We start from the raw sequence: 22538 nt of genomic DNA, 5'->3' as shown, positions 1-22538 counted from the left end.
TAAAAGGATTATTTGTCGTTTCCGGGTCGGGAAGCGCCGGTGGTTCGCTCCCGAACTGCGACTCGACGCAACCGGACGGCCCTTAACGAAGCGGAGCGTTTTCCCAATCGAATGCCCCGCATTTTCCAGGAGTAGTTACCATGCGCAAACTCATTGTTTCGGCTGCCGCGGCCGCCCTTCTCGCCTCAGGCTCGGTTGCCTTTGCCGCGGTCAAGCACACCACGGGCACGGTCAAGACCTATGATGGAACGGCCATGAGCCTCGTTCTGGACGACGGATCCACCTTTACGCTGCCCAAGACCTTCAAGGATCCTGGCCTGAAGACCGGCGAAAAGGTCCGCGTTTCCTGGGACATGAGCGGCAAGAACAAAGTTGCCGAGGCAGTCAAGATCATGAAGTGACGGCCCTGTCGGGACAAGACTGAACTGGTCTTGTTCTGGGGTAGCGTAGAGAGGCGGAGCAGCGCTGCTCCGCCTTTTTTGCCTATGCATGTCACCCAAAAGTGACCTCGGTTTTGGGAAAATGACATGCATCAAATCAAAGACCTAAAGCGCGTCGCGTGTATCCGCCTTGACGCGACGCGCTTTAGCGGCAACCAAAACCGCCGAACCGTGTTATGCTTGTTCTTCCGTACGTGCCCCCAGAACCGACTGCTGCGACAGGGCGCGAAACAAAGGTGACGGAGCTTCGTGCGCCCATGAGAGGCGTAGGCTCCCAGGAGGAAAGGAGAAAATCCCATGAAGGAATTCCATTGCGGCTCGCTGGTTCCCGGCTGTGAGTGGCACACCCGTGCCGACGAGGAAGCCGAGGTCATGCGCCGCGCCGTCGACCATATGCGCGAGACGCATGGCGAAACGATCATCCGCGAGACGATGATCGAAGCGATCCGCTCGCGCATCGAGAAGGTGCGCGACGCGGCCTAGGGAAATACCCTATCCGGCTTTCAGGGCCTCCGCGGCGCGCTCAAGCAGCGCGTCGCGATCGAGCGCGAAGCCTGAGTCGATCCATTCCTTTTCAAGGTTTTTCAGGATCGCGCCGAGTTTCGGCCCGGGCGACGCGCCAAGCGCGGTAAGATCGGCGCCCTTGACCGGGAACACCGTTTTTTCCCATTTCAGAGCAAAAGTCAGCAGGCGCGAAAAACCGCCGGCCCGGACAAGCGCGTCATTGTCCTCGACGGCGCGCGCCCGCGCCGAGGCGAGCGACAGCCGCAGGCGGTCGACAAAACCCTGGCGGTCGCCGGCATAGAGTTTTTTGGCCAGTTCCGCCTCGCTCGTCTTGGGCTCGACCGCATCCGTCAGCGCCCAGTGCCTTAGGCGATCCGCCTCATTGGTGGAGAGCTTCAGCCGCTCCCCCAGCGTCTTCATCCGCGCGGCATCCGGCGGCACGATCGCTTCCAGCCTGAGCAGCGGGTCCGGTGCCCAGCCCAGATCTTTCTCGGTCTTGGCCAGCCCGTGTATGGCATCGATGCCCCATTTCTCGCTCTCCGGCAGGGCGCTGGTGAGCACGCCGGCCTGGCGCATCCATAGCAAGGCGCGCGACGGGTCGGGGGCGGCCAGCAGCTTTTTCAGTTCGGACCAGATGCGCTCGGCCGAGAGTTGGGCGAGCCCTTCCTTGAGCCGGGCACAGGCCTTCAATCCCTCGGCATCGGGCCGGCCGTCGCCATACCAGGCGAAGAAGCGGAAGAAGCGCAGGATGCGCAAATAGTCTTCGCGGATGCGCTGCTCGGCATCGCCGATAAAGCGCAGCCGGCGCGCCTCGATATCGCCGACGCCGCCGACCAGGTCGACGACCGTGCCATCGGCCTCGGCATAGAGCGCGTTGATGGTGAAATCGCGCCGTTCGGCGTCGGCCCTCCAGTCGCGGCCGAACGACACTTTGGCCCGGCGGCCATCGGTCTCGATATCGGCGCGCAGCGTGGTGACCTCATAGGGTGTGCCACCAGCAACCACCGTGACGGTGCCATGCTCGATGCCGGTCGGCACCGCCTTGAACCCTGCGGCTACAGCCCGGCGGATGGTTTCCTGAGGCAGGCAAGTAGTGGCGATATCGATGTCGGCGACCGGCTGGCCGATCAGCGCATTGCGCACCGCGCCGCCGGCGATCCGGGCCTCTTCGCCGTCTTGCGCCAGAACGCCAAGCAGCCGCTGAAGATGTTTTTCACCGAGCCAGTCGGCTCTGCCCGTCAGCGATATCGGATCACTCACGCATAAAGCCTTTCATAGAGCGTGCGGATGATGCCGGCGGTGACGCCCCAGATGCGCTGGCCGCCATAGGGCATCTCGTAGAAGAACCATTCGAGTTCGTTCCACATGCGGCTGTCCCTGGTGTGATTGGCCGGATCCATCAGGAACGAGAGCGGCACTTCGAAGGCGGCGTCGACCTCGTCGGCATTGAGCGACAGAGTAAAACCGGGCTCCACGATCGCCAGCACCGGGGCAATGCGATAGCCGCTGCCGGCGACATAGTCGGGCATGCGGCCGATGATCTCGATGCGATCCTGACCGAGCCCGATCTCCTCGAAGGTTTCGCGCAACGCGGCTGCTTCCGGTGTCGGATCGGTCGCATCGATCGTACCGCCGGGGAAAGCCACCTGCCCGGAATGGCTGCGCATCTTTTCCGCCCGCTTGGTCAAGAGCACGGTCGCTTCGCGTCCGTGGTCGACGACCGGGATCAGCACGGCAGCATCGCGCAGCGCCTTCAGCTGCGTCAGCCGGGGATGACCGGGGTTGAAGCGATGGTCGCCATAATCGTCGCCGGCATGGGCTTCAGCCTGCGCCGCGACCCGCGCGCGAAAATCCGCTGTGGAAAACGGCGGCGGCGTCACCTGGTCCATCATGCGCTCAGCCGCTTCAGCTTTTCCGCCGGCATGATCGGATAGACCTCGCCTTTCGAGCGCACGGCAAACATCGTCTTGCCGCCGATGTCGATCTCCTCGCCATGCTCGACCAGTTCGTACATCACCGGCCGCGTCACCAGCGCTTCCAGCCGTCCTCGCACCAGCACATAGGGTTTCAGCCCGCCGGTCTCGCTCTCGTCGACGAAGCGCAGCGGATGGCCGGGTCCGGCCTCGACGACATCGCCGACATTGGTGCGGAAGGTGATGATTTGCCCAGCGCCGGCGCCGGAAACATCCATCTCGACGGCGATGAAAGGGGCATCAACGACGCGGATGCCGACCCGTTCGACCGGCGTCACCAGATAGGTCCTGCCATCCTCGTCCTTGCGCAGCACGGTGGAAAATAATTGCACCAGCGGCATGCGGCCGATCGGCGTGCCGAGATAAAACCAGGTTCCGTCCTGTTTGATCTCCATGTCGAGATCGCCGCAAAAGTCGGGATTCCAACGCTCCACCGGCGCCGCGCCCTTGCCGGCGCGGGTGGCGCGCGAGATCAGCGCCTCCAGGCCGCGCGTCTCTGTGGCACCGGCAAGGCCTTGTTCGCGATGTTCGGAGCGGTCCGTCATGGTCACGAAATAGTCACTGTTGTTCCGCTTGTCAGCCTAAGTCTGTGATTTAAGTTCATTCGTAGGCGCCAGGCGAGGCCGAATCGCGGCATTCTGCGCACTGCGATAGTGCAAGCCGGTACCTCCAGCACAAGGATCGATGCGGCATGAGCGTGATGGTCAAGGAAAGCCCGATCAGCGAAAAGGACATGATCGCCCAGGCCGAGACGGCGCTGGCCGATATTTCGAGGGTCCGCGACGGTGTCGGCCGCGTCATCTTCGGCCAGGAAGCGGTTGTCGAGCGAACGCTGGTGGCGCTGCTCGCCGGCGGCCATGCGCTGCTGGTCGGCGTGCCCGGCCTTGCCAAGACCAAGCTGGTCGAAACGCTCGGCGTCGTGCTCGGCCTCGATTCGCGCCGCATCCAGTTCACCCCCGACCTGATGCCATCGGACATTCTCGGCTCCGAAGTGATGGAGCAGGACGAGGCCGGCAAGCGCTCCTTCCGCTTCATCTCCGGTCCGATCTTCGCGCAATTGCTGATGGCCGACGAGATCAACCGCGCCTCGCCGCGCACCCAGTCGGCTCTGCTGCAGGCGATGCAGGAATACCACGTCACCATCGCCGGCGTTCGCCACGACCTGCCGGCACCCTTCCACGTGCTGGCGACGCAGAACCCGCTGGAGCAGGAAGGCACCTATCCCCTGCCCGAGGCGCAGCTCGACCGCTTCCTGATGCAGGTCGACATCCTCTATCCCGAAATCGAGGCGGAGCGCCGCATCCTCTTGGAAACCACTGGCATCGAGGACGCGAAGGCGCAAAACGTCCTGCAGCCTGTGCGGCTGAAGGAAATCCAGACGCTGATCCGCCGCATGCCGGTGCCGGAAAGCGTCGTCGACGCCATTCTCAAGCTGGTGCGTTCGGCGCGCCCCGGCCAGGGCAATGCCGAGACCGACAAGCACGTCGCCTGGGGTCCAGGCCCGCGTGCCAGCCAGGCGCTGACGCTCTGCGCTCGCGCCCGTGCCCTTTATGACGGAAGGCTGGCGCCGTCGGTCGACGACATCCGCGCACTGGCCGAGCCGGTGCTGCAGCATCGCATGGCGCTGACATTTGCCGCCCGCGCCGAGGGCACGACCGTGCGTGACGTGGTGGCGAAACTGGCCAAAGGCATCTGATGGCGCGTATCGGCGAAGTCCAGGCACCGGCAGCGACGCGCGACGCGCTCGCCAGGGGCCGGTTGCGGGCTTCGCTGGTTCCCGATCTGCTGGTCGAAGCGCGCCGCATCGTCAACACGGTGATCGCCGGCTGGCATGGCCGCCGCAAGCGCGGCATCGGCGAGAATTTCTGGCAGTTCCGCCCCTATGTCGAAGGCGATTCCTCGCGCATCGACTGGCGCCGGTCGGCCCGCGACGACCATACCTATGTGCGCGACCGCGAATGGGAGGCCGCCCACACGGTGTGGCTGTGGGCCGACCCCTCGCCCTCCATGCTCTACAAATCGACCGGCGCAAGCGTATCCAAGGAATCCCGCGCGCTGGTGCTGGCGCTGGCCATGGCCGAATTGCTGTCGCGCAGCGGCGAGCGCATCGCTTGGCCGGGCCTGACCGATCCGTTCACCGCCCGCAACGGCGCCGAGCGCATCGCAGCGCAATTGATGCACGCCGCCGACCCGCCGGCAAAGCCCGACCTGTCCGCCATCCGCCGCTTTTGCGACATCGTCATCGTCAGTGATTTCCTCGATCCGGTCGAAGAGACCATGGCCTGGCTCGACGTTCTGGCGCGCCATGGCGTGCGCGCGCATCTGATCGAGGTCGCCGATCCGGCCGAGGAAACCTTCCCTTATGCCGGACGCACCGAATTCACCGATCCCGAGACCGGCGACAAGCTGACCGCCGGCCGTGCCGAAATGCTCGGCGACGAATACCGCCTGCTCTACACCGCGCGCCGCCAGGAGCTGGCCGGCTGGTGCAAGCGGCTCGGCTGGAGCTACACCGTCAACCACACGGACCGCCTCGCTTCCGAGGCGCTGGTGCGTATCCACATGGCGATGACCGCCGATGGCTTTGCCGGGCCAGCCGCTAGCGGTCGTGCCGGCATGACCGCCAGTGGCGGTCAGCCAGGAAAGGTCAGCGCATGAGCTGGGTGCCGCTCTCCTTCGGCGCCCCCATGGTATTGTGGGGCCTGCTGGCACTGCCGGTGATCTGGTGGCTGCTCAGGCTCACGCCCCCCAAGCCGCAAACGGAAGTGTTCCCGCCACTGAAGATCCTCGCCCGCGTGCTGAAGCGCGAGGAAACGCCGCAGCAGAGTCCGTGGTGGCTGACGCTGCTGCGGCTGCTGATGGCCGCCCTTGTCGTTGCCGCCCTTGCCGAACCCGTCTTCAACCCGCGCGAAAAACTGCCGGCCGAGGGCGCAGCCCTGGCACTGGTCATCGATAATGACTGGGCAAGTGCCGCCGACTGGGGCAAGCGCGTCGCCACCGCCCAGCGGCTGATCGCCGATGCCGGCTCGAATGGTGTGCCGGTCGTCATCGCCTTCACCGCCGAAAAACCCAATGCCGAGATCGGCCCCTTCGACGCCGTCGCTGCACTCGATCGGCTGCGCGCGGCAAAACCGCGGCCGATCCCGACCGACCGCCCCGCCGTCTATGCCCGCGTTGCCGGCGTGCTGGAGACCCTGCCCGGCGCCAGCGTTGCCGTTCTGGCCGATGGCTTGGCGGCAAAAGGCGACGAGGCCGCCTTCAACACGCTGCTGTCGAGAAATGCCGCCCGTGTCGTCTGGGCGAGCTCCGACCGGCTGGCGCTGACCGGCCTCACCGGCGCCGAGAACCAGGTCGACGGCTTTGCGCTGACCGCCATTCGCGCGCCCGGCGATCCGGCCCCGGCTCAGCTCACCGCCGGCGCCTTTGACGATAAGGGCCGGCGCATCGCCGATGCGACGCTGACATTCGCTCCCGGCGAAACCACCGCCACCGGCACGATGGCGGTTCCGTTCGAACTGCGCAACGACTTCGCCTCGATCGCGCTGGATGGCGAGCGCCAGGCGGGTGCGGTGCGCGTGCTCGATGAAAGCTCCAAGCGCCGCCGCGTCGGGTTGTTGTCGCAGGCCGAGGCCGACCAGGCGCAGCCGCTTCTGTCGCCTCTCTACTACATCAGGCGCGCGCTGCAACCCTTCGCCGATCTGGTCGAGCCGTCGAGCGCCGATCTCGCCGACGCCATCCCGCAGCTCCTCGACCAGAAGCCGGCGATGATCGTCATGGCCGATATCGGCACTATTCCGCCACAGGTCCGTCAGCGGCTGGTCGACTGGGTCGACAATGGCGGCACGCTGGTGCGCTTCGCCGGGTCGCGGCTGGCCGCCGCCGGCAATGACGACGATCTTCTGCCGGTCAGGCTGCGCACCGGCGAGCGTTCGCTCGGCGGCTCCCTGTCATGGACGACGCCGCAGGCGGTGACAGAGTTTCCGAAGAACGGCCCGTTTGCCGACCTTGGCCCGCCCGCCGAAGTCACGGTGAGCCGGCAGGTCCTGGCCGAGCCGACGCCCGATATCGTCGAGCGTACCTGGGCAACGCTAGCCGACGGCACGCCGCTGGTGACCGGGCTGAAAAAGGGCAAGGGCACGCTCGTCCTGTTCCATGTCACGCCGGAAGCGACATGGTCGACCCTGCCGATCTCCGGCAGCTTCGTCGAGATGCTGCGGCGCATCGTGCAGCTGTCGCGCAACCAGGGTGCGGCGGTCGCCAACGCCGAAGCCGCCGCCACCTCGCTGGCGCCCTACCGCATGATCGCGGCCGACGGCGCGCTGGTGCCGCCGACGCCGGATGCACGGCCGCTGGTGCCCGTCGCCGGCCCGCTGCCCGTGACGTTCGAGAACCCGCCAGGCCTCTATGGCTCCGAGACCGGCGTCTTCGCCCACAATCTGCTCGATCCGGCCACCGCCTTCGCGCCGCTGGTGCGGCCGCAATTCACCGTGCCGGTGACCAATATCCAATATGCTTTCGATGAATCACGCGACCTCAAGGCTCCGTTGGTCACCGCGGCACTGGTGCTGATGCTGCTCGACACGCTGGCTGTGTTCTGGATGGGTGGGCTGTTGTCGCGCAGGCCGCGCCGCGCCCGCTCGGCCGCCGCAACGACTGCTGCGCTGCTGCTCGGCCTCGGCATGCTGTTTGGCCATGCCGACCTCGCCCGCGCCGACGATGCCAAACCGGGCGACGACGCGGCCATCGAGGACATTGCCAAGACCCGAATCGCCTACGTGCTGACCGGCGTGCCGGGTGACGATTCGATCAGCCGCGCCGGCCTTGAGGGCCTGACCCGTTTCCTGATCGAGAAGACCGCGCTCGAGCCGGGCGCGCCGGCTGGCGTCGACATCTCGAAGGACGAGCTGTCCTTCTATCCGCTGATCTACTGGCCAATCGACCCTTCCGCGCCGATGCCGAGCGAGGCCGCGATCGCCCGTATCGACGCCTACATGCAACAGGGCGGCACGGTGCTGTTCGACACGCGCGACCAGTTTGCCAACGGCATAGGTGCGGATTCGGCGAGCCCGGCAACGGAGCGGTTGCGCGACATCCTCGGCAATCTCAACGTGCCGCCGCTGGAGCCGGTGCCTGCCGACCATGTGCTGACCAAATCCTTCTTCATCCTGCCCGAATTTCCCGGCCGCTTCGCCGGCAGCCCGCTCTGGGTCGAAGCCTCGCTCGACGCCAGCAACGCCGAGAACCGGCCGGTGCGCGTCGGCGACGGCGTCTCGCCGATCCTCATCACCGCCAATGATTTTGCCGGCGCCTGGGCTGTCGACGAGAATGGCGACCCGTTGCTGCCGACTGTGCCGTCGGACCCGATGCAGCGCATCTATGCGCTGCGCGCCGGCGTCAACATCATGATGTACATGCTGACCGGCAACTACAAATCCGACCAGGTGCACGTGCCGATCCTGCTCGAACGGTTGGGGCAGTGAGATCATGAACTGGTCGATCTCCTTCGAACCGCTGCTGTCTTGGCCGTTGCTGGCTTTGGTGCTCGTGCCGCTGCTGCTGCTCGCGGCTGTCGGCCTGTGGTTTCGCCAGCGCGGCGCGATCTTCCGCTTCGCCGCGCTGATTGCGCTGGGCGCCGCCTTGCTCAATCCGGTCTTCCTCGACGAGGAGCGCGAGGCGTTGAAGAGTGTGGTTGCCGTCATCGTCGACCGCAGCCAGAGCCAGGACATAGGCGACCGAACCAAACAGACAGACGAAGCGCTGGCCGGGTTGCAGCAGCGCCTTGGCCGCTTCAAGCAGTTCGACGTCCGCGTCGTCGAGGCCGGCAAATCGGAAGCCGCGGAGGAGCGCACCGAAACCAGGCTTTTTGCAGCCCTCGAAGGCGCTTTCCGCGACGTGCCGCCATCGCGCATCGGTGGCGCCATCATGATCACCGATGGTGAGGTGCATGACGCACCGCCCGCCGCCTCCGACTTCAACGCGCCGCTGCACGCGCTGATCACCGGCAATGAGCACGAGAAGGACCGCCGCATCCGCTTCGAGAACGCGCCGCGCTTCGGCCTGGTCGGCAAGCCTCTCGACATGACCTACCGTGTCATCGCCACCGACGGCGAAACCGGCCCGGTCGATGTGCGCGTCTCGGTCAATGGCGAGCAGGTGGCGGTCGAAGAGGCCACCATCGGCCAGGCCATGCCGCTGCAGGTGACCATTCCCGGCGCCGGCCGCAACATCGTCGAACTCTCCATCGACCGCGAGCCGGGCGAACTAACCGACGCCAACAACCGCGCCCTCGCGCTGATCGACGGCATCCGCGAGAATTTGCGCGTGCTGCTGGTCTCCGGCGAGCCGCATGCCGGCGAGCGCACCTGGCGCAATCTGCTGAAATCCGACGCTTCGGTCGATCTCGTCCACTTCACCATTCTGCGGCCGCCGGAAAAGCAGGACGGCACGCCGATCAACGAATTGTCGCTGATCGCCTTCCCGACGCGCGAATTGTTCGTCGAGAAGATCAAAGATTTCGATCTCATCATCTTCGATCGTTACCAGCACCGCGATGTGCTGCCGATCCTCTATTACGACTACATTTCTGAATATGTCGAAAAGGGCGGCGCGCTTTTGATCGCAGCCGGGCCGGAATATGCCGGCGACTCCTCGATTGCCCGCACACCGCTGATGTCGTCGCTGCCGGCGATGCCGACCGGCGAAGTCATCGACAAGGCCTTCTATCCGCGCCTCACCGATGTTGGCCAGCGCCATCCGGTGACGCGCGGCCTCGACGGTTCGGCCACAGAGCCGCCGCACTGGAGCCGCTGGTTCCGTACCATCGGCGTGCAGAACCCTGAAGGCGAAGTGGTGATGAAGGGCGCCGACAACCGTCCCCTGCTTTTGCTCGACCACAAGGGCGAAGGCCGCGTCGGCATGCTGCTGTCCGATCAGGGCTGGCTGTGGGCGCGCGGCTTCGAGGGCGGCGGCCCGCATGTCCAGCTCTATCGCCGCATCGCCCACTGGCTGATGAAGGAGCCAGAGCTCGAGGAAGAGCGGCTGACCGCCGACGGACGCGGCATGGTGCTTGAAATCCGCCGCCAGACAATGAGCGACGATCCCGGCCCGGCGCAGGTCATCACCCCATCTGGCAAGGCCCTGATCGTCAAGCTGGAGAAATCCGAACCTGGCGTTTTCCTGGGCAGCGTCGAGACCAAGGAGATCGGCCTCTACCAGATCGGCAATGGCGACCTGACCGCACTTGCCCATGTCGGTCCGGTCAACGCGCCGGAATTCTCCGACGTCATCTCCACCGAGAACCGGCTGAAGGCGCCGGCGGAAGCCACTGGCGGCAGCGTGCGCCGGCTGGCGGCGTCGTCGACCCTTGGCCAGCTTACCGGCAGTGTCGCCCTGCCCTCCATCGTCCCGGTCCGCGCCTCCGGCGCCGCCTCGGGCGCCGACTGGATCGGCCTGCGCACCACCGACGACAGCGTGCTGAAAGCCGTCTCGCGCGTGCCGCTGTTCGGCGGCTTCCTCGGCCTCGGCCTGCTGCTGCTCGCAATGGGCGCGATGTGGTATCGCGAGGGAAGGTAGCGCCACCTCTTCCTTCTCCCCCTGTGGGAGATGGTGTCGCCGAAGGCGACGGATGAGGGGGGGTTCCAGCGGAGTGAGACGTTGGCATTCCCTGGAACACCCCTCATCCGTCTCGGCGCTGCGCGCCGATCCACCTTCCCCCACAAGGGGGGGAAGGGAAAGGCTCCTACTCCTCCGGCTCCGTCGTAAACAGCAGCGGATAGCCCTTGGCCTTGCCGGCATCGGTGGCCCGCGTCGCCTTGGTCTCGGCGACGTCCCGGGTGAAGACCGCGACGACGCAGACGCCGCGCTGATGCGCGGTGATCATCACCCGGTGCGCCTGGTCTTCGCTGAGCTTGAACTCACCCTTCAGCACCGTCACCACGAATTCACGCGGCGTGAAATCGTCATTGATGAGGATGACCTTGTAGAGCTTCGGGCGCTCGGTCTGCGGCTTGGTCTTGGTGCGGGGCTTCGAGGTGATTTCAGGCATCGGGAACCGGCATTGCTAGTGCATGATGCCGAAAAGTGTGACGCGGTTTTCGGACGGCATCATGCTCTATTCCTTGATTTAGAGCCGGATTCAGATTTCAGGTCGAACAGATCTGAAATCATCCGGCTCTGGGTCGCTCTCACTTTGTCATGGGGGAAAGCGGTCGTCCATTTTGATCGGCGCGCGAAACCGGCCTCCCGGGAGTGCTACCGTTCACAAATTTAGGAACTGTCTGCTGCGGTTCAACGGCCCTGACGGTCGATGACGCGACGGGTATGGAATTGCCGGGCGGTGGATGCCGCATCCGGCCTGGATCCGGCCGCCTTGCGCTCCATCCAGGCGACCGCGAGCCAGCCGGCAAAACAGGCCAGCGCCGAGCCGGTGAGCACGGCAAGCAGCAGGCTCTGCCATGGTGCGATGTATTGCCAGTTGCTGGAGACGGCCGGCGCAAACAGCGAAGGCTCGGTGCGCCCGCTCACCGGATCGGGCACCGGGCTGGCGGAAAACTGAATCAGCACCCTGACCACAGCCGAGGCCACAAGGCCGCCAATGGCCATCGAGCGCAGAATGGATGAAAGCCGCTTCTTCATGCTGGCTGTCCTATCGGACCGGCATTGCAAACGGGTTAAAGGCGGTCGGACCCATCGATGCGAGAATCGCGCTCGCCGGATATGAGAAGGCCGCTCCAGCCGGGGGGACTGGAGCGGCCTTGTTATCAGATAGGGCTGTTGGCCCGCTCTGATCAGGCCTTCTTCGCGGCCTTCTTGGGGGCCTTCTTGACCGGGCACTGGTGCGTCTTGGTCACTTTGCAGGCCTTGACGACCTTCTTCATCGCGACCTTCTTCGGAGCAGCCTTCATCGGCGCGGCAGCCGGAGCGGTCGTGGCGGTCGTAGCAGCCGGAGCAGCGGTCGTGGTGGCAGCAGCGTTGCTGACAACCGGCATCGAGAAGGCCAGAGCGACTGCGAGACCGAGAGCGGAGAGGATGGACTTGTTCATGGCTTCGTTTCCTTTTTTGTGCGGGTCGGTTTGAGTGTCACTGAACCGGGTCGATCGGTGTCACTCCAAGCAGCTTCAAAGCGTTCGCGAGCATCCGGATACCCTGTGCCTGTTTCTTGTTGGCGCAGAACCGGTTTCCCTTTCTTTGCAGTGCTTTCGCCGCGGTGACCTGCGTTGCCGCGGCATGGGTTTCGAGGGCTTCGTCTACCTGGCGATTGAGATCGATGCAGCGCTCGCTCCTTGTGATCGGCGTCACCTTTGCGCTGGAGGCTGCGATCGCGGCCGTGACGAGCGAAATGCTGAATAGCGCACCCATCAAGCTGATCGTGAACCTGTGCATTGGTAATGTCCGTTACTCCGGAGACTAGCGTCGCAGCCGATGACCTGACCGCCACGGCACCCTTTATGCCTTTGATTTTTTTCGGAAGTTTTTCCGGAATATAGAATTTTGTTTCTGAATTGTTTCTGGCAAATCGGCTCTGCAGGCGATCGTCGCCGCTGGCCAACATGTGGCCAGAATTCTATCGTGTGGGTGACGTCGCTAAAGCAGACTCGAAGGGCGGCCCCCCGACTGGCCGCCAAGAATGACAGGATCGCCGTGAAATCCGATGCACACATACTGATCGTCGATGACGACAAGGGCATTCGCGACCTGCTTCAGGAATTTTTCCAGAAGCGCGGCCTGCGCACCACGGTTGCCGCCGACGGCATCGAGATGGAGGACGTACTGCGCCGCACGCAGGTCGACCTGATCGTTCTCGATGTGATGCTACCCGGGAAAAGCGGGCTGGAGCTCTGCCGCGACCTGCGCGCCAGCTACTCCACGCCCATCATCATGCTGACGGCAGTCACCGAGACCACCGACCGTGTGGTGGGGCTGGAGATGGGCGCCGACGATTATGTGCCGAAGCCCTTCGATCCGCGCGAGCTTCTGGCCCGCATCCGTGCCGTGTTGAGACGTAATGGTGCTGCCGAGCCGAAGCGCCCCACCACCAAGCAGATCTACCATTTCGCCGGCTGGACGATGGACTGTTCGCGCCGCCGGCTGATGGCGCCGGGCGACGTCAGGGTCGAGCTGACCATGGCTGAGTTCAACCTCTTGCAGACCTTCGTCAAAAGCGCGCAGCGCGTGCTTACGCGAGACCAGCTCATCGAACTTTCCGGCGGCGACAGCGACTATTCCTTCGACCGCAGCATCGACATTCTGGTCAGCCGTCTCAGGCGCAAGATGGAAGACGACCCCAAGACGCCCAAGCTGATCCTGACCGTGCGCAGCGGCGGCTACCAGTTCCTGCCCGAGACCACCTCCGAATGAGACGCCTGCTGCCGCAAACCCTGCCGGTCTGGGTTTTGCTCATTGTCATTGCCGGCCTGCTGATCAGCCAGGTCGCCACCCTCTATATCGTCTCGCGCGACCGTGCCGTCGCCAATGATGAGGTCGATCTCTACCGGCTGAACGACCGCGCCTATTCGCTGGTGCAGCTGATGCATGACGACACGCCAGAGCAGCGCAAGCTGACGGCATCCGGCTTGTTCAACGCCACCTATGCGCTCACCGTTTCGGACACGCCCGCCGTCACCTCATCGATCGCCGGCGACGACGAACTGGCCGAGCTCGAGGACATCCTGGTCGGGCGGCTGTCGAAATTCGGCATCACCGACGCACGCGTCCGGCGCGATCCGGCATCGCAGGCAGCCAGCGCGCCTGGCGGCGTGGTGCTCACCAAGGATGTCGGCGCGGTGGAGCGTGATCTCCTGGGACTGGCGGCAAGCTTTGCCCAGAGCGACAAGCTGACGGCATCGGTCCGCTTCGCCGACGGCCAATGGCTGAACTTCACCGAGCCCAACACGCCGGTCGGACCGATACTGAGCTTCGACAGCCTGCCGCTCTATTCGCTGATCGCCGGGCTGGTGGTGATCATGTCGATCTGGTCGCTGCGCCGGCTGACGGCGCCCTACCGGATGATGGAAACGGCGGTCAACCGGATCGGCACCGATCTGAAGAGCCCGCCGATAGCCGAGACCGGCAGCCGCGAAATCCGCGCCGCGGCCAAAGCCGTCAACGCCATGCAGGTCCGGCTGCGCGACTATGTCGAGGACCGCGAGCATCTTGCGGCGGCACTCGCCCACGATCTGCGCACGCCGCTGACCCGCATGCGGCTGCGCCTCGAACTCTTGCGTAAATCGACAGCGCGCGAGGCGCTGGCCCACGACCTCGCCGACATCGAGAGCATTGCCAGCTCGGTCATCGATTTCGCCACTTTCGAAGTCACCGAGGAAAAGAGCGAGCGGATCGATTTCTGGTCGCTGGTGGAATCGATCGCCGACGGTTTCGAGGACGTCTCGTTCGACCATGACGGCGCAAGGCCGCGTGGCATGATCTGCATGGCCCGGCCGGTGGCGCTCAAGCGCTGCGTCAACAATCTGGTCCAGAATGCCGTGACCTACGGCAAGAAGGCGCATCTGAGCCTGCGCCAGTCCGACGGCACGATCACGCTGGTCATCCGCGACGAGGGGCCGGGCATACCGCAGGCGCAGCTCGACCAGGTGTTCGGCTCCTTTGTGCGGCTGGAACAGTCGCGCAACCGGCAGACCGGCGGGCTTGGCCTTGGCCTGACCATTGCCCGCAACATTGCGCGTGCCGCCGGCGGCGAAGTCAACCTGTCCAACCACCCCGGCGGTGGCCTGCTGACGGAACTCAGCCTGCCGCTGGCGGCATAAGGCAACAGACTACCGTCTCGATAGGCACTGGGGCTGGATCAGCCAACCCAACCTTGCAATAGTGCGGCGGCTCGAACAGGAGGAGATCGCCGCATGTTTTACGCCATCCTGGCCTATCACGTCGAACAGACCATCCAGTCCCTGACGCCGCAGCAGGATGCGGCGCTGATGCACGACCTGCTCGAGGTCAATGCCAGGCTGACCCGCGAGGGCAAGCTTGGACCGGCGGCAAGGCTGGGCGCGACGGCTGACGCCGTGACGCTGCGCGGCCCGGGCGACGGCATGGTGATCGACGGTCCGTTTGCCGAGACCAAGGAGCAATTGCTGGGTCTTTATGTCCTCAATTGCGCCAGCCAGGACGAGGCCATCGCGGCTGCGCGCGACCTCAGGCGCGTCAACCCTTCAGCTGTCTACGAAATCCGCTCGATCACATTCTACCTTCCCGGCGTGACATTTCCCGTCGCGGAAGGATCAGGCAGGGGCGATGTCAAGGAGGCCGCCAGCGGCTGAGAGCCGCCTGGCCGACCCATGGCCGGTCAGGCAGAAGCGATCTCATTGCCCAGGCGAACCGTTGCGCCGACCAGAAGCTTGAGATCCTCGCGCCGGGTGCGATGGTTGTTGATCGCCACCCTGAGGCAATGCCGGCCCTGCACCGTCGTGTCGGAAATGGCGGCGATGCCGTCTTCCTGCAGCCGCAGCATGATCTCGGTGTTGAGCGCCTTCGAGCGCTCGCCATCGAGCCCTTCCGCGCGATAGCGGAAGCAGACGATGTTGATGCTGGTCGGCGCCGTCAGTTCCAGCGCCGGTTCGGCCTCGATCAGGCTCGAGAGGTAGTGCCCTTGCGCAATGTTCTGGTCGATCAGGCGGCCGAATTTCTCGACGCCATGTTCCCGCAGCGCCATCCACACTTTGAGCGCCTTGAAGCCGCGCGACGTCTGCAGGCCGTAGTCGTGCAGCCATTCTCCCGAGGCAAGGCCGCGCGGCGTCGATTCCAGAAATTCCGGCGTCACCGCGAAGGTCTTGCGATGCGCCGAAGCATCCCTTACCAGCGCGCAGCCGGCCTCGAACGGCGCATGCAGCCATTTGTGCGGATCGAGCGCGATAGAATCGGCCCATTCGAGGCCGCCGACGCGGTGGGCGTTCTCAGGCGCAATCGCGATCAACGCACCTATGCAGCCGTCGACGTGGAACCACATGTCTTCCTCATGCGCCAGCTTGGCCAGCGCCCGCAGATCGTCGATCGCGCCGGTGTTCACCGTGCCGGCATTGCCGATGACGCATGCCGGCTTGAACCCGGCCGCGCGGTCTTCGGCAATCGCCGCCCGCAATGCCCTAATGTCGATGCGCAGGCTGGCATCGCTGGCAATGCGGCGCAGCGCCTTGTTGCCGAGGCCGAGCGCTTCCATCCCCTTGCGATGACAGGAATGGATCTGGTCCGAGCCATAGAAGCGCAACGGCTTTTCGATGGCCGCAACGCCGTGCTCGCGCACGTCGATGCCGGCCTTGGTGTTGCGCGCCACGGTCAGCCCGATGATGTTGGCCATCGAGCCGCCGCTGACCAATGTGCCGCTGGCCGAGGCCGGCATGCCCGTCATCTGCTTGCACCAATCGACCACCTGGCTGTCCATCAGGGCGGCGGCATGGTTGCCGCCGCCGAGGTTGGAGCCCTGGATTGCCGCCAGGAAATCGCCGAGCGCGCCCGTAAAATTGCTCGACCCCATATACCAGGCCCAGAAGCGCGGATGGATGTTGCCCATCGGATAGGGCATCACCTTGTCCACGACATCGCCATAGATGTCGGCAAGCGGCGTCGGCGACTGCGGCAGGGAGCCGGTGAAGAAGTCCCTCACATCTCCGGGCATCTCCTGCCACACCGGCCGTTCCCTGACGTCGCGCAGGTAAGCGACGGCATCGTCAACGATCCGATGCGACAGGATCTGCACATCGGCCCAGTCCGAGGGGTCAAGCGTTTCCTCGGCAGCCGAGGTGAAAGGCATCGCATCCATGCAGATTGCTCCTGACGGGCCGTGATCATGCCGGGAACTGGCAGCCAGGCGTCGAGCGCGATAGAGCAAGCTCTTCCGCATTCATCTCGGCCTCGATGCCCTCGAACAGCGGCGTCGTCATGTAGCGTTCGCCGGTATCGGGAAGCATGCACAGGATCACCGAACCGGCCGGCGCCGTGCCGGCGATCTGGCGCGCGACGGCGAAAGCCGAGCCGCCGGAAATGCCGGTGAAGATGCCCTCCTGCTGCGCCAGCGCCTTGGCCCATTTCATGCCCTCCGGTCCGGCGATCGGCATCACCTCGTCATAGAAGTTGCCATCGATCGCTTCCTGCAGGACATCAGGGATGAAATCCGGCGTCCAGCCCTGGATCGGGTGCGGCTCGAAGGCCGGATGGCTGGCGGCCGGCGCACCGCCGGCGCCGCGCACCTGCGGCTTGCCGCTCCCGACAAGCTGCGCGTTGGCGGGCTCGGTGAGCACGATCTTGGTCTCAGGCCGCTCGCGGCGCAGCACACGCGCCACGCCGGCGACGGTGCCGCCGGTGCCATAACCGGTGACGAAATAGTCGAGCCGCGAGCCGGCGAAATCGTTGACGATCTCGCGTCCCGTCGTCGCTTCATGAATGTCGGCGTTGGCCTTGGTCTCGAACTGGCGGGCCAGGAACCAGCCATTGGCTTCGGCCAATTCCACCGCCTTCTTGTACATGCCGAAGCCTTTTTCGGCGCGCGGGGTCAGCACCACCTTGGCGCCCAGCATGCGCATCAGCTTGCGGCGCTCGACCGAAAAACTGTCGGCCATCGTCACCACCAGCGGATAACCCTTCTGCCCGCAGACCATGGCAAGGCCGATGCCGGTGTTGCCGCTGGTCGCCTCGATGACGGTCTGTCCCGGCTTGAGCGCGCCGGTGCGCTCGCCTTCCTCGATGATGTTGAGCGCCAGCCGGTCCTTCACCGACGACGCCGGATTGAAGAACTCGGCCTTGACGTAGATGGTGGCGTGCCCCGGGCCGAGATTGTTGACACGGATGACCGGCGTGTCGCCGACCGTGTCCAGAATGCTGTCGAACAGGCGGCCGCGGCCGGCCGTGGTTCTGATTTTCTGCTTGTGCAACATGGATGAACTCCTGGTTTGCTCACGGGCCGGTTACACACCGGCGGTTTGGGCGGCGAGGTTTCGACACCTTGCCGCACTACAGGTCTTTGACGTGCCGCAATGTGGTGAACCCCACATCCGGCGCGCAAATTTTGCAAGCCGGGTGCACTCTGTCGTGTTCGGTGATAAAGCAGGGGCCGGCGGGCCGGCGTGGGAGAAGGCGTGGTATCCGACGTGGAATCGACCGTGGAGAGCATCCGTCAAGGTCTTAGCGTGCGCCTGTTTGGGGCGCCGGCGATTGCGCGCGACGGCGTCCCGGTGGTCCTGCCGGCATCGCGCAAGCTGCGCGCGCTGCTGGCCTATCTGGTGCTGGCGCCCCACCCGGTCGGACGTGGCAAGCTGTGCGAATTGCTGTGGGATGTCCCAAATGACCCCAGAGGTGAGTTGCGCTGGTGCCTCAGCAAATTGCGGGCTGCTTTCGACGAGCCGGGGCGACGCACGATCGAAACCGCTGATGATACAATCGCGCTTGATCTCGACGGCATTTCGGTCGACGTGCTGGATGTCGCGGCGGGGACTGCCGCAGGCATAGAAACTCTCGACCCCGAGCGACTGCAGGCGCTGTCAAAGCTCTTCGTCGGTGATTTTCTGGAGGGGCTGGAGATCGACCGCAGCCCGCTCTTCAACAGCTGGCTGACCGCGCAACGCCGTCGTTTCGGATCCTGCCACGCAGCCATACTGGAACATCTGGTCAAGACGCTCCCGGCCGATTCCGAAGACGTCTCCTCTCATCTCGAAAAATGGCTGGAATTGACCCCGTTCGACAGCTGCGCCCACATCGCGCTTCTGGCAAGGTTGGCGCGGCGCGGCCAGTTCGGCGCCTGCGAGGACCATCTGGTAGCAGCAGCGCAGCTGTTTCAGTCGGAAGAGCTGGATTTCGGCCCGGTGCGCCAGGCGTGGCTGGCCATTCGCACGGAACGTCACTGCGCGACTCTGCCGGCACAGCCGGTAACGGCGCCGGCTGCGAAACCGGCGCCGATCATGCTTGCCGGTGCCGAGCCTTCGACACCGCACAAAGCTTCGCTTGCCGTGATGCCGTTCGCCGAAGACGCCGGCAGCGGCATTCGCGGGGGAATGGCCGACGGCTTTACCCACGACATCATCACCCGCCTGGCCAAGCTCCGGGATTTCTTCGTCATCGCCCGTGGCTCGGTCTTCGCGCTGGCCGAGAAAAACATCGCGCCGGAAGATGCCGGTCGCCGGCTGAATGTCGACTATGTCGCCACCGGTACGGTGCGCAGCGTGACAGGGCGCCTGATCGTCACCGTCGAGCTTGTCGAGGTGCGCACGGCCAGGATCGTCTGGGCCGAGACCTTCGAGCGCAGGCCCGACGACATCTTCGCGATCCTCGACGATATCGGCAACAGCATCGTGGCCTCGATCTCATCCGAGATCGAGACGGTCGAGCGCAACCGCGCCATGCTGAAGGCGCCCAATTCACTCAACGCCTGGGACGCCTACCACCGCGGCCTCTGGCACATGTATCGCTTCACCCGCAGCGAAAACGACCTCGCCCGGCATTTCTTCGATATAGCCATACGGCAGGATCCGACCTTCGCCCGCGCCTATGCCGGCCTGTCCTTCACCCATTGGCAGAGCGCTTTTCAGCGCTGGGGCGACCGCGACCAGGACAGCGCGCTTGCCTATGAAGCGGCCGGCCAGAGCCTGTTGGTCGACGACCACAATCCGGCCGCGCACTGGGCGATGGGTCGGGCGCTATGGCTGCGCGGCGAAGGCAATGCATCGCTTGTCGAGCTGGAAAGAGCTGTCGACCTCAGCCCCAATTTCGCGCTTGGCCACTATGCGCTGTCCTTCGTCCAGTCGCAGTCGGGCGACCCGCAAGCCGCGATCGGATCGTCGGATCACTCGCGCCATCTGTCGCCGTTCGATCCGTTGTTGTTCGGCATGCTGGGTGCACGCGCCATGGCCCATGTCCGCCTCGGCCAGTTCGATGATGCGGCGCATTGGGCGCTCAAGGCCGCGGCCCGCCCCAATGCCCATGTCATCATCCTGTCGATCGCCGCCCATTGCCTGGCGCTGGCCGGACGGCTCGACGAGGCCAAGACCTTCGCCGCCGCCATCCGCAAGGCGCTTCCGGACTATAGCACCGACGACTTCATCGGCACCTTCCGCTTCGACCCAGACGCGACAGCCCTCTACAAGCTCGGCGCCAAGCGCATCGGGCTTAGCTGAACCTGCAAAGCAGCCAGCTTGGCCGCCTTATCAGCCTGTCAAGGAACGGCAACAATCTTCCAGGCCAGCAAGGCGATGATGACAATTGCCGCGAACAGCGTTGCCCAGCGATGTTGTCCGAACGCATGCAAGGCAAGAGCAACAAGTGCGGCGATGGATGCAGCAAGCGAGCCTTCGATGTAAAAGACTTCCTCATTGCCCTGCGGCGACCCGGTCGCGCCTCCGAGGCGGAAGAACTCCAGGTTCGAGCGGATCGCAATCACGATCAGCAAACCGAGCGCCGCTTGCGCCGCCCGCGGCATCGACAGCCAGGTCAAAATCCGTTTCATCGGTGATGTTGCCGGCCTAACGCCGCAACACCGCGCTCAGCACGTCCCGTATGCCGATGGAGCCGACAAAGCGCGACTGGTCGTCGAACAGCGCCACCGGTGCCGTCTGCGAGCGGTGCATGGCCAGCATCACCGTCTTCAGCGACGTGCCGGGATTGGCCCAGAACACCTGCGCCGTCTCTTCCTTCTGCGCCTCGACATCGGCGCATGACACCCACACTGCCGGCTTGCCGTCGCGCTCGGCCGCCGTCACCAGCCCGTGCTCGTCGATCTTGAAGCGCGTCGTCTTGCGCCGGTCGAGCCACACCCAGCCGTTATCGCCGTGCTCGAGATCGCGACGGTCGCGCATGACATTCCAGGCGGTCAGCACCGACAACGGGTTCACATTGGCGATGAAGTCGCGGACGTAGTCGTTGGCGGGCCGCAGCACGATGTCTTCCGGCGCGCCGGTCTGCACGATGCGGCCACCCTCCATGATGGTGATGTGGCTGCCGATCTTCAGCGCCTCCTCCAGATCGTGGCTGACGAAGATGATGGTCTTCTTCAGCTCTGCCTGCAGCTGCAGCAACTCGTCCTGCAGCTTGGTGCGGATCAGCGGATCGAGCGCCGAGAACGGCTCGTCCATCAGCAGGATCGGCGCCTCGGTAGCGAAGGCGCGCGCCAGGCCGACACGCTGCTGCATGCCGCCGGACAGCTCATGCGCATATTTCTTCGCCCACTGGTCGAGATTGACCAGCTTGAGCTGGCGATGCACACGCTCCTTGCGCTCCTGCTCCGGCACGCCGGCGAGTTCGAGGCCGAGGCCGACATTCTCCTCCACCGTGCGCCATGGCAGCAGGCCGAACTGCTGGAATACCATCGCCACCTGCTTCTGGCGCAGCCGCCGCAGCGTCGCCTGATCGCAGGTTACGACATCGACAGTGTTGTCGCCGTCCTTGACCAGCACCTGGCCGCGCGACACCACGTTAAGCCGGTTGACGGCCCGCAGCAGGGTCGACTTGCCGGAGCCCGACAGGCCCATCAGGACAGATATCTCGCCCTCATGCACGGTCAGGCTGGCGCCCGCACAGCCCAGCACGTTGCCGGTCTTTTCGAGGATTTCGGCGCGCGTGGCGCCGCCGTCGATCAGTGCAAGCGAACCGGCTTGATCGGATCCGAAGACGATATCGATATTCCTAAAGTCAACGGCGACGGTCATTTCTTGCCTCCAACGCCGATACGCGTCATCCGGTCGAGCACGATGGCGAGCACGACGATCGCCAGGCCCGCCTCGAGCCCGAGGTCGATGCGGCGCGAGCCGAGCGCGCGGTTGATTTCAGTGCCGAGGCCGCCGGCGCCGATGAGTGCTGCAAACACCACCATCGACAGCGACAGCATGATCGACTGGGTAAGCCCGGCCATGATGGTCGGCAGCGCCGAGGGCAGCTCGACCTTCCACAGCAGCTGCTGCTTGGTGGCGCCGAAGGCCTCGCCCGCCTCGATGATCGACTTCGGCACCGAGACGACGCCGAGATGGGTGAGCCGCACCGCGGTCGGGATGACGAAGATGATGGTGACGATGAGGCCGGGCGCGTTGCCGAGGCCGAACAGTGTCAGCACCGGGATCAGGTAAACGAAGGTCGGCAGCGTCTGCATCAGGTCGAGCACCGGCAGCATGATGCGGTAGACCTTCGGCTTGTGCGCGGCCCAGATGCCGAGCGGCACGCCGATGGCCATCGCCATGGCTGCGGCGGCCACGACCAGCACCAGCGTCTGCACCGTCTGCTTCCAGAGGTTCTGGTTGATGATGAAGATCAGGCCGAGGAAGACGCCTATGGCGAGCGGCCGCGAGCGCTGCAGCAGCCAGGCGATGATGGCGACGACCAGCGCCAGCAGCACCGGCGGCACCACCAGCAGGATGTCGACCAGCCCGTCGAGCAGGAAATTGAGGCCGTTCGAAAAAGCCCTGAACACAGTGTCGAAATTATCGGTGAGGAAACCGAAGAACGCCTTTCCCCAGGCGCCGATCGGTATCTTGTGATCGACCATGAATTTCGAAATCGGATCCATATCGCCCCTCTCATGCGCGAGACCGCCTGCCCCCGGCCTCTGCTGTCGTTACGTCATCTTCTCACAGGATATGAAAAAGGGCAGCCCTTTCTAAATTGGCTGCCCTTCCTGGTTCGGCTTTGCCGAATTCAG

At 64.7% G+C, this 22538-nt stretch carries 22 protein-coding genes; 10 read left to right on the top strand and 12 right to left on the bottom strand.

What is annotated here, in order from left to right:
- Nucleotides 1–140 precede the first annotated feature (140 nt).
- Together ACWGTO_RS23985 and ACWGTO_RS23980 are read left to right on the top strand one after the other, a co-directional pair.
- Nucleotides 141–401: a DUF1344 domain-containing protein gene (locus ACWGTO_RS23985; protein WP_454577265.1), complete on the top strand. Its 261-nt coding sequence runs from the start codon at nucleotides 141–143 to the stop codon at nucleotides 399–401.
- Between the two features lie 336 nt (nucleotides 402–737).
- The gene (locus ACWGTO_RS23980; RefSeq protein ID WP_454577264.1) at nucleotides 738–923 is read left to right on the top strand and encodes a DUF1059 domain-containing protein; all 186 of its coding nucleotides are present in this window, start codon (nucleotides 738–740) and stop codon (nucleotides 921–923) included.
- A gap of 9 nt (nucleotides 924–932) precedes the next feature.
- Here the strand turns inward: ACWGTO_RS23980 and ACWGTO_RS23975 are convergent, their stop codons facing one another.
- The 3 genes from ACWGTO_RS23975 to ACWGTO_RS23965 are packed head-to-tail and all read right to left on the bottom strand — an operon-like array spanning nucleotide 933 to nucleotide 3462.
- Nucleotides 933–2204, bottom strand: coding sequence for a CCA tRNA nucleotidyltransferase (locus ACWGTO_RS23975; protein ID WP_454577263.1), 1272 nt, complete (start codon nucleotides 2202–2204; stop codon nucleotides 933–935).
- Nucleotides 2201–2833, bottom strand: a complete 633-nt coding sequence (locus ACWGTO_RS23970) for a CoA pyrophosphatase (protein WP_454577296.1) — start codon at nucleotides 2831–2833, stop codon at nucleotides 2201–2203. The genes ACWGTO_RS23975 and ACWGTO_RS23970 overlap by 4 nt, the downstream gene beginning before the upstream one ends.
- Nucleotides 2833–3462: a DUF1285 domain-containing protein gene (locus ACWGTO_RS23965; RefSeq protein ID WP_454577295.1), complete on the bottom strand. Its 630-nt coding sequence runs from the start codon at nucleotides 3460–3462 to the stop codon at nucleotides 2833–2835. The genes ACWGTO_RS23970 and ACWGTO_RS23965 overlap by 1 nt, the downstream gene beginning before the upstream one ends.
- Before the next feature lie 146 nt (nucleotides 3463–3608).
- Between ACWGTO_RS23965 and ACWGTO_RS23960 the strand changes: the two genes are divergently transcribed.
- The 4 genes from ACWGTO_RS23960 to ACWGTO_RS23945 are packed head-to-tail and all read left to right on the top strand — an operon-like array spanning nucleotide 3609 to nucleotide 10489.
- Nucleotides 3609–4613 carry an AAA family ATPase gene (locus ACWGTO_RS23960; protein ID WP_454577262.1) on the top strand — a complete coding sequence of 335 codons (1005 nt, stop codon included), beginning with the start codon at nucleotides 3609–3611 and terminating at the stop codon, nucleotides 4611–4613.
- Entirely contained in the window at nucleotides 4613–5575 is a 963-nt protein-coding gene (locus tag ACWGTO_RS23955) for a DUF58 domain-containing protein (RefSeq protein ID WP_454577261.1), read from the top strand. The genes ACWGTO_RS23960 and ACWGTO_RS23955 overlap by 1 nt, the downstream gene beginning before the upstream one ends.
- Nucleotides 5572–8397, top strand: coding sequence for a DUF4159 domain-containing protein (locus ACWGTO_RS23950; RefSeq protein WP_454577260.1), 2826 nt, complete (start codon nucleotides 5572–5574; stop codon nucleotides 8395–8397). The genes ACWGTO_RS23955 and ACWGTO_RS23950 overlap by 4 nt, the downstream gene beginning before the upstream one ends.
- A 4-nt stretch (nucleotides 8398–8401) precedes the next feature.
- Nucleotides 8402–10489 carry a hypothetical protein gene (locus ACWGTO_RS23945; protein WP_454577259.1) on the top strand — a complete coding sequence of 696 codons (2088 nt, stop codon included), beginning with the start codon at nucleotides 8402–8404 and terminating at the stop codon, nucleotides 10487–10489.
- Nucleotides 10490–10655: 166 nt separating this feature from the next.
- Here the strand turns inward: ACWGTO_RS23945 and clpS are convergent, their stop codons facing one another.
- The 4 genes from clpS to ACWGTO_RS23925 form a co-directional block, all read right to left on the bottom strand.
- The gene (gene clpS / locus ACWGTO_RS23940) at nucleotides 10656–10961 is read right to left on the bottom strand and encodes an ATP-dependent Clp protease adapter ClpS (protein WP_181061326.1); all 306 of its coding nucleotides are present in this window, start codon (nucleotides 10959–10961) and stop codon (nucleotides 10656–10658) included.
- A 242-nt stretch (nucleotides 10962–11203) separates the two neighbouring features.
- Nucleotides 11204–11551 (bottom strand): hypothetical protein, encoded by a 348-nt coding sequence (locus ACWGTO_RS23935; protein WP_454577258.1) that lies wholly within the window; start codon nucleotides 11549–11551, stop codon nucleotides 11204–11206.
- 152 nt (nucleotides 11552–11703) lie between these two features.
- Nucleotides 11704–11958, bottom strand: coding sequence for a hypothetical protein (locus tag ACWGTO_RS23930; protein WP_454577257.1), 255 nt, complete (start codon nucleotides 11956–11958; stop codon nucleotides 11704–11706).
- Nucleotides 11959–11995: 37 nt separating this feature from the next.
- Nucleotides 11996–12298 (bottom strand): hypothetical protein, encoded by a 303-nt coding sequence (locus tag ACWGTO_RS23925; protein ID WP_454577256.1) that lies wholly within the window; start codon nucleotides 12296–12298, stop codon nucleotides 11996–11998.
- 258 nt (nucleotides 12299–12556) lie between these two features.
- Here ACWGTO_RS23925 and ACWGTO_RS23920 point away from each other — a divergent pair, with 258 nt between their 5' ends.
- The 3 genes from ACWGTO_RS23920 (at nucleotide 12557) to ACWGTO_RS23910 (ending at nucleotide 15189) form a co-directional block, all read left to right on the top strand.
- Nucleotides 12557–13273, top strand: coding sequence for a response regulator (locus ACWGTO_RS23920; RefSeq protein WP_454577255.1), 717 nt, complete (start codon nucleotides 12557–12559; stop codon nucleotides 13271–13273).
- Nucleotides 13270–14679 (top strand): ATP-binding protein, encoded by a 1410-nt coding sequence (locus ACWGTO_RS23915; RefSeq protein ID WP_454577254.1) that lies wholly within the window; start codon nucleotides 13270–13272, stop codon nucleotides 14677–14679. The genes ACWGTO_RS23920 and ACWGTO_RS23915 overlap by 4 nt, the downstream gene beginning before the upstream one ends.
- A 93-nt stretch (nucleotides 14680–14772) precedes the next feature.
- On the top strand, nucleotides 14773–15189 hold the full coding sequence (locus ACWGTO_RS23910; protein ID WP_454577253.1) for a YciI family protein: 417 nt from the start codon (nucleotides 14773–14775) through the stop codon (nucleotides 15187–15189).
- 26 nt (nucleotides 15190–15215) lie between these two features.
- Here ACWGTO_RS23910 and ACWGTO_RS23905 read toward each other — a convergent pair whose 3' ends face one another.
- Both ACWGTO_RS23905 and ACWGTO_RS23900 read right to left on the bottom strand, forming a co-directional pair.
- On the bottom strand, nucleotides 15216–16685 hold the full coding sequence (locus ACWGTO_RS23905) for a pyridoxal phosphate-dependent decarboxylase family protein (RefSeq protein ID WP_454577252.1): 1470 nt from the start codon (nucleotides 16683–16685) through the stop codon (nucleotides 15216–15218).
- Nucleotides 16686–16710: 25 nt separating this feature from the next.
- Entirely contained in the window at nucleotides 16711–17796 is a 1086-nt protein-coding gene (locus ACWGTO_RS23900; RefSeq protein ID WP_454577251.1) for a PLP-dependent cysteine synthase family protein, read from the bottom strand.
- Between the two features lie 201 nt (nucleotides 17797–17997).
- Here ACWGTO_RS23900 and ACWGTO_RS23895 point away from each other — a divergent pair, with 201 nt between their 5' ends.
- Nucleotides 17998–20028 carry a transcriptional regulator gene (locus ACWGTO_RS23895; protein WP_454577250.1) on the top strand — a complete coding sequence of 677 codons (2031 nt, stop codon included), beginning with the start codon at nucleotides 17998–18000 and terminating at the stop codon, nucleotides 20026–20028.
- A gap of 38 nt (nucleotides 20029–20066) precedes the next feature.
- On the opposite strand, the gene ACWGTO_RS23890 is transcribed toward ACWGTO_RS23895, so the two are convergent.
- From ACWGTO_RS23890 to choW, 3 genes are read right to left on the bottom strand one after another with little or no spacing between them, the layout of a single operon-like run.
- A complete protein-coding gene (locus tag ACWGTO_RS23890; RefSeq protein WP_454577249.1) occupies nucleotides 20067–20357 on the bottom strand; it encodes a hypothetical protein in 291 nt (96 codons plus the stop codon).
- Nucleotides 20358–20373: 16 nt separating this feature from the next.
- Nucleotides 20374–21555: a choline ABC transporter ATP-binding protein gene (gene choV, locus ACWGTO_RS23885; RefSeq protein WP_454577248.1), complete on the bottom strand. Its 1182-nt coding sequence runs from the start codon at nucleotides 21553–21555 to the stop codon at nucleotides 20374–20376.
- Nucleotides 21552–22406, bottom strand: a complete 855-nt coding sequence (gene choW / locus ACWGTO_RS23880; protein WP_454577247.1) for a choline ABC transporter permease subunit — start codon at nucleotides 22404–22406, stop codon at nucleotides 21552–21554. The genes choV and choW overlap by 4 nt, the downstream gene beginning before the upstream one ends.
- Nucleotides 22407–22538: the final 132 nt, after the last annotated feature.

It is taken from the genome of Mesorhizobium sp. PL10 (assembly GCF_053714315.1).
This window is presented reverse-complemented; position numbering and strand designations above follow the sequence as displayed.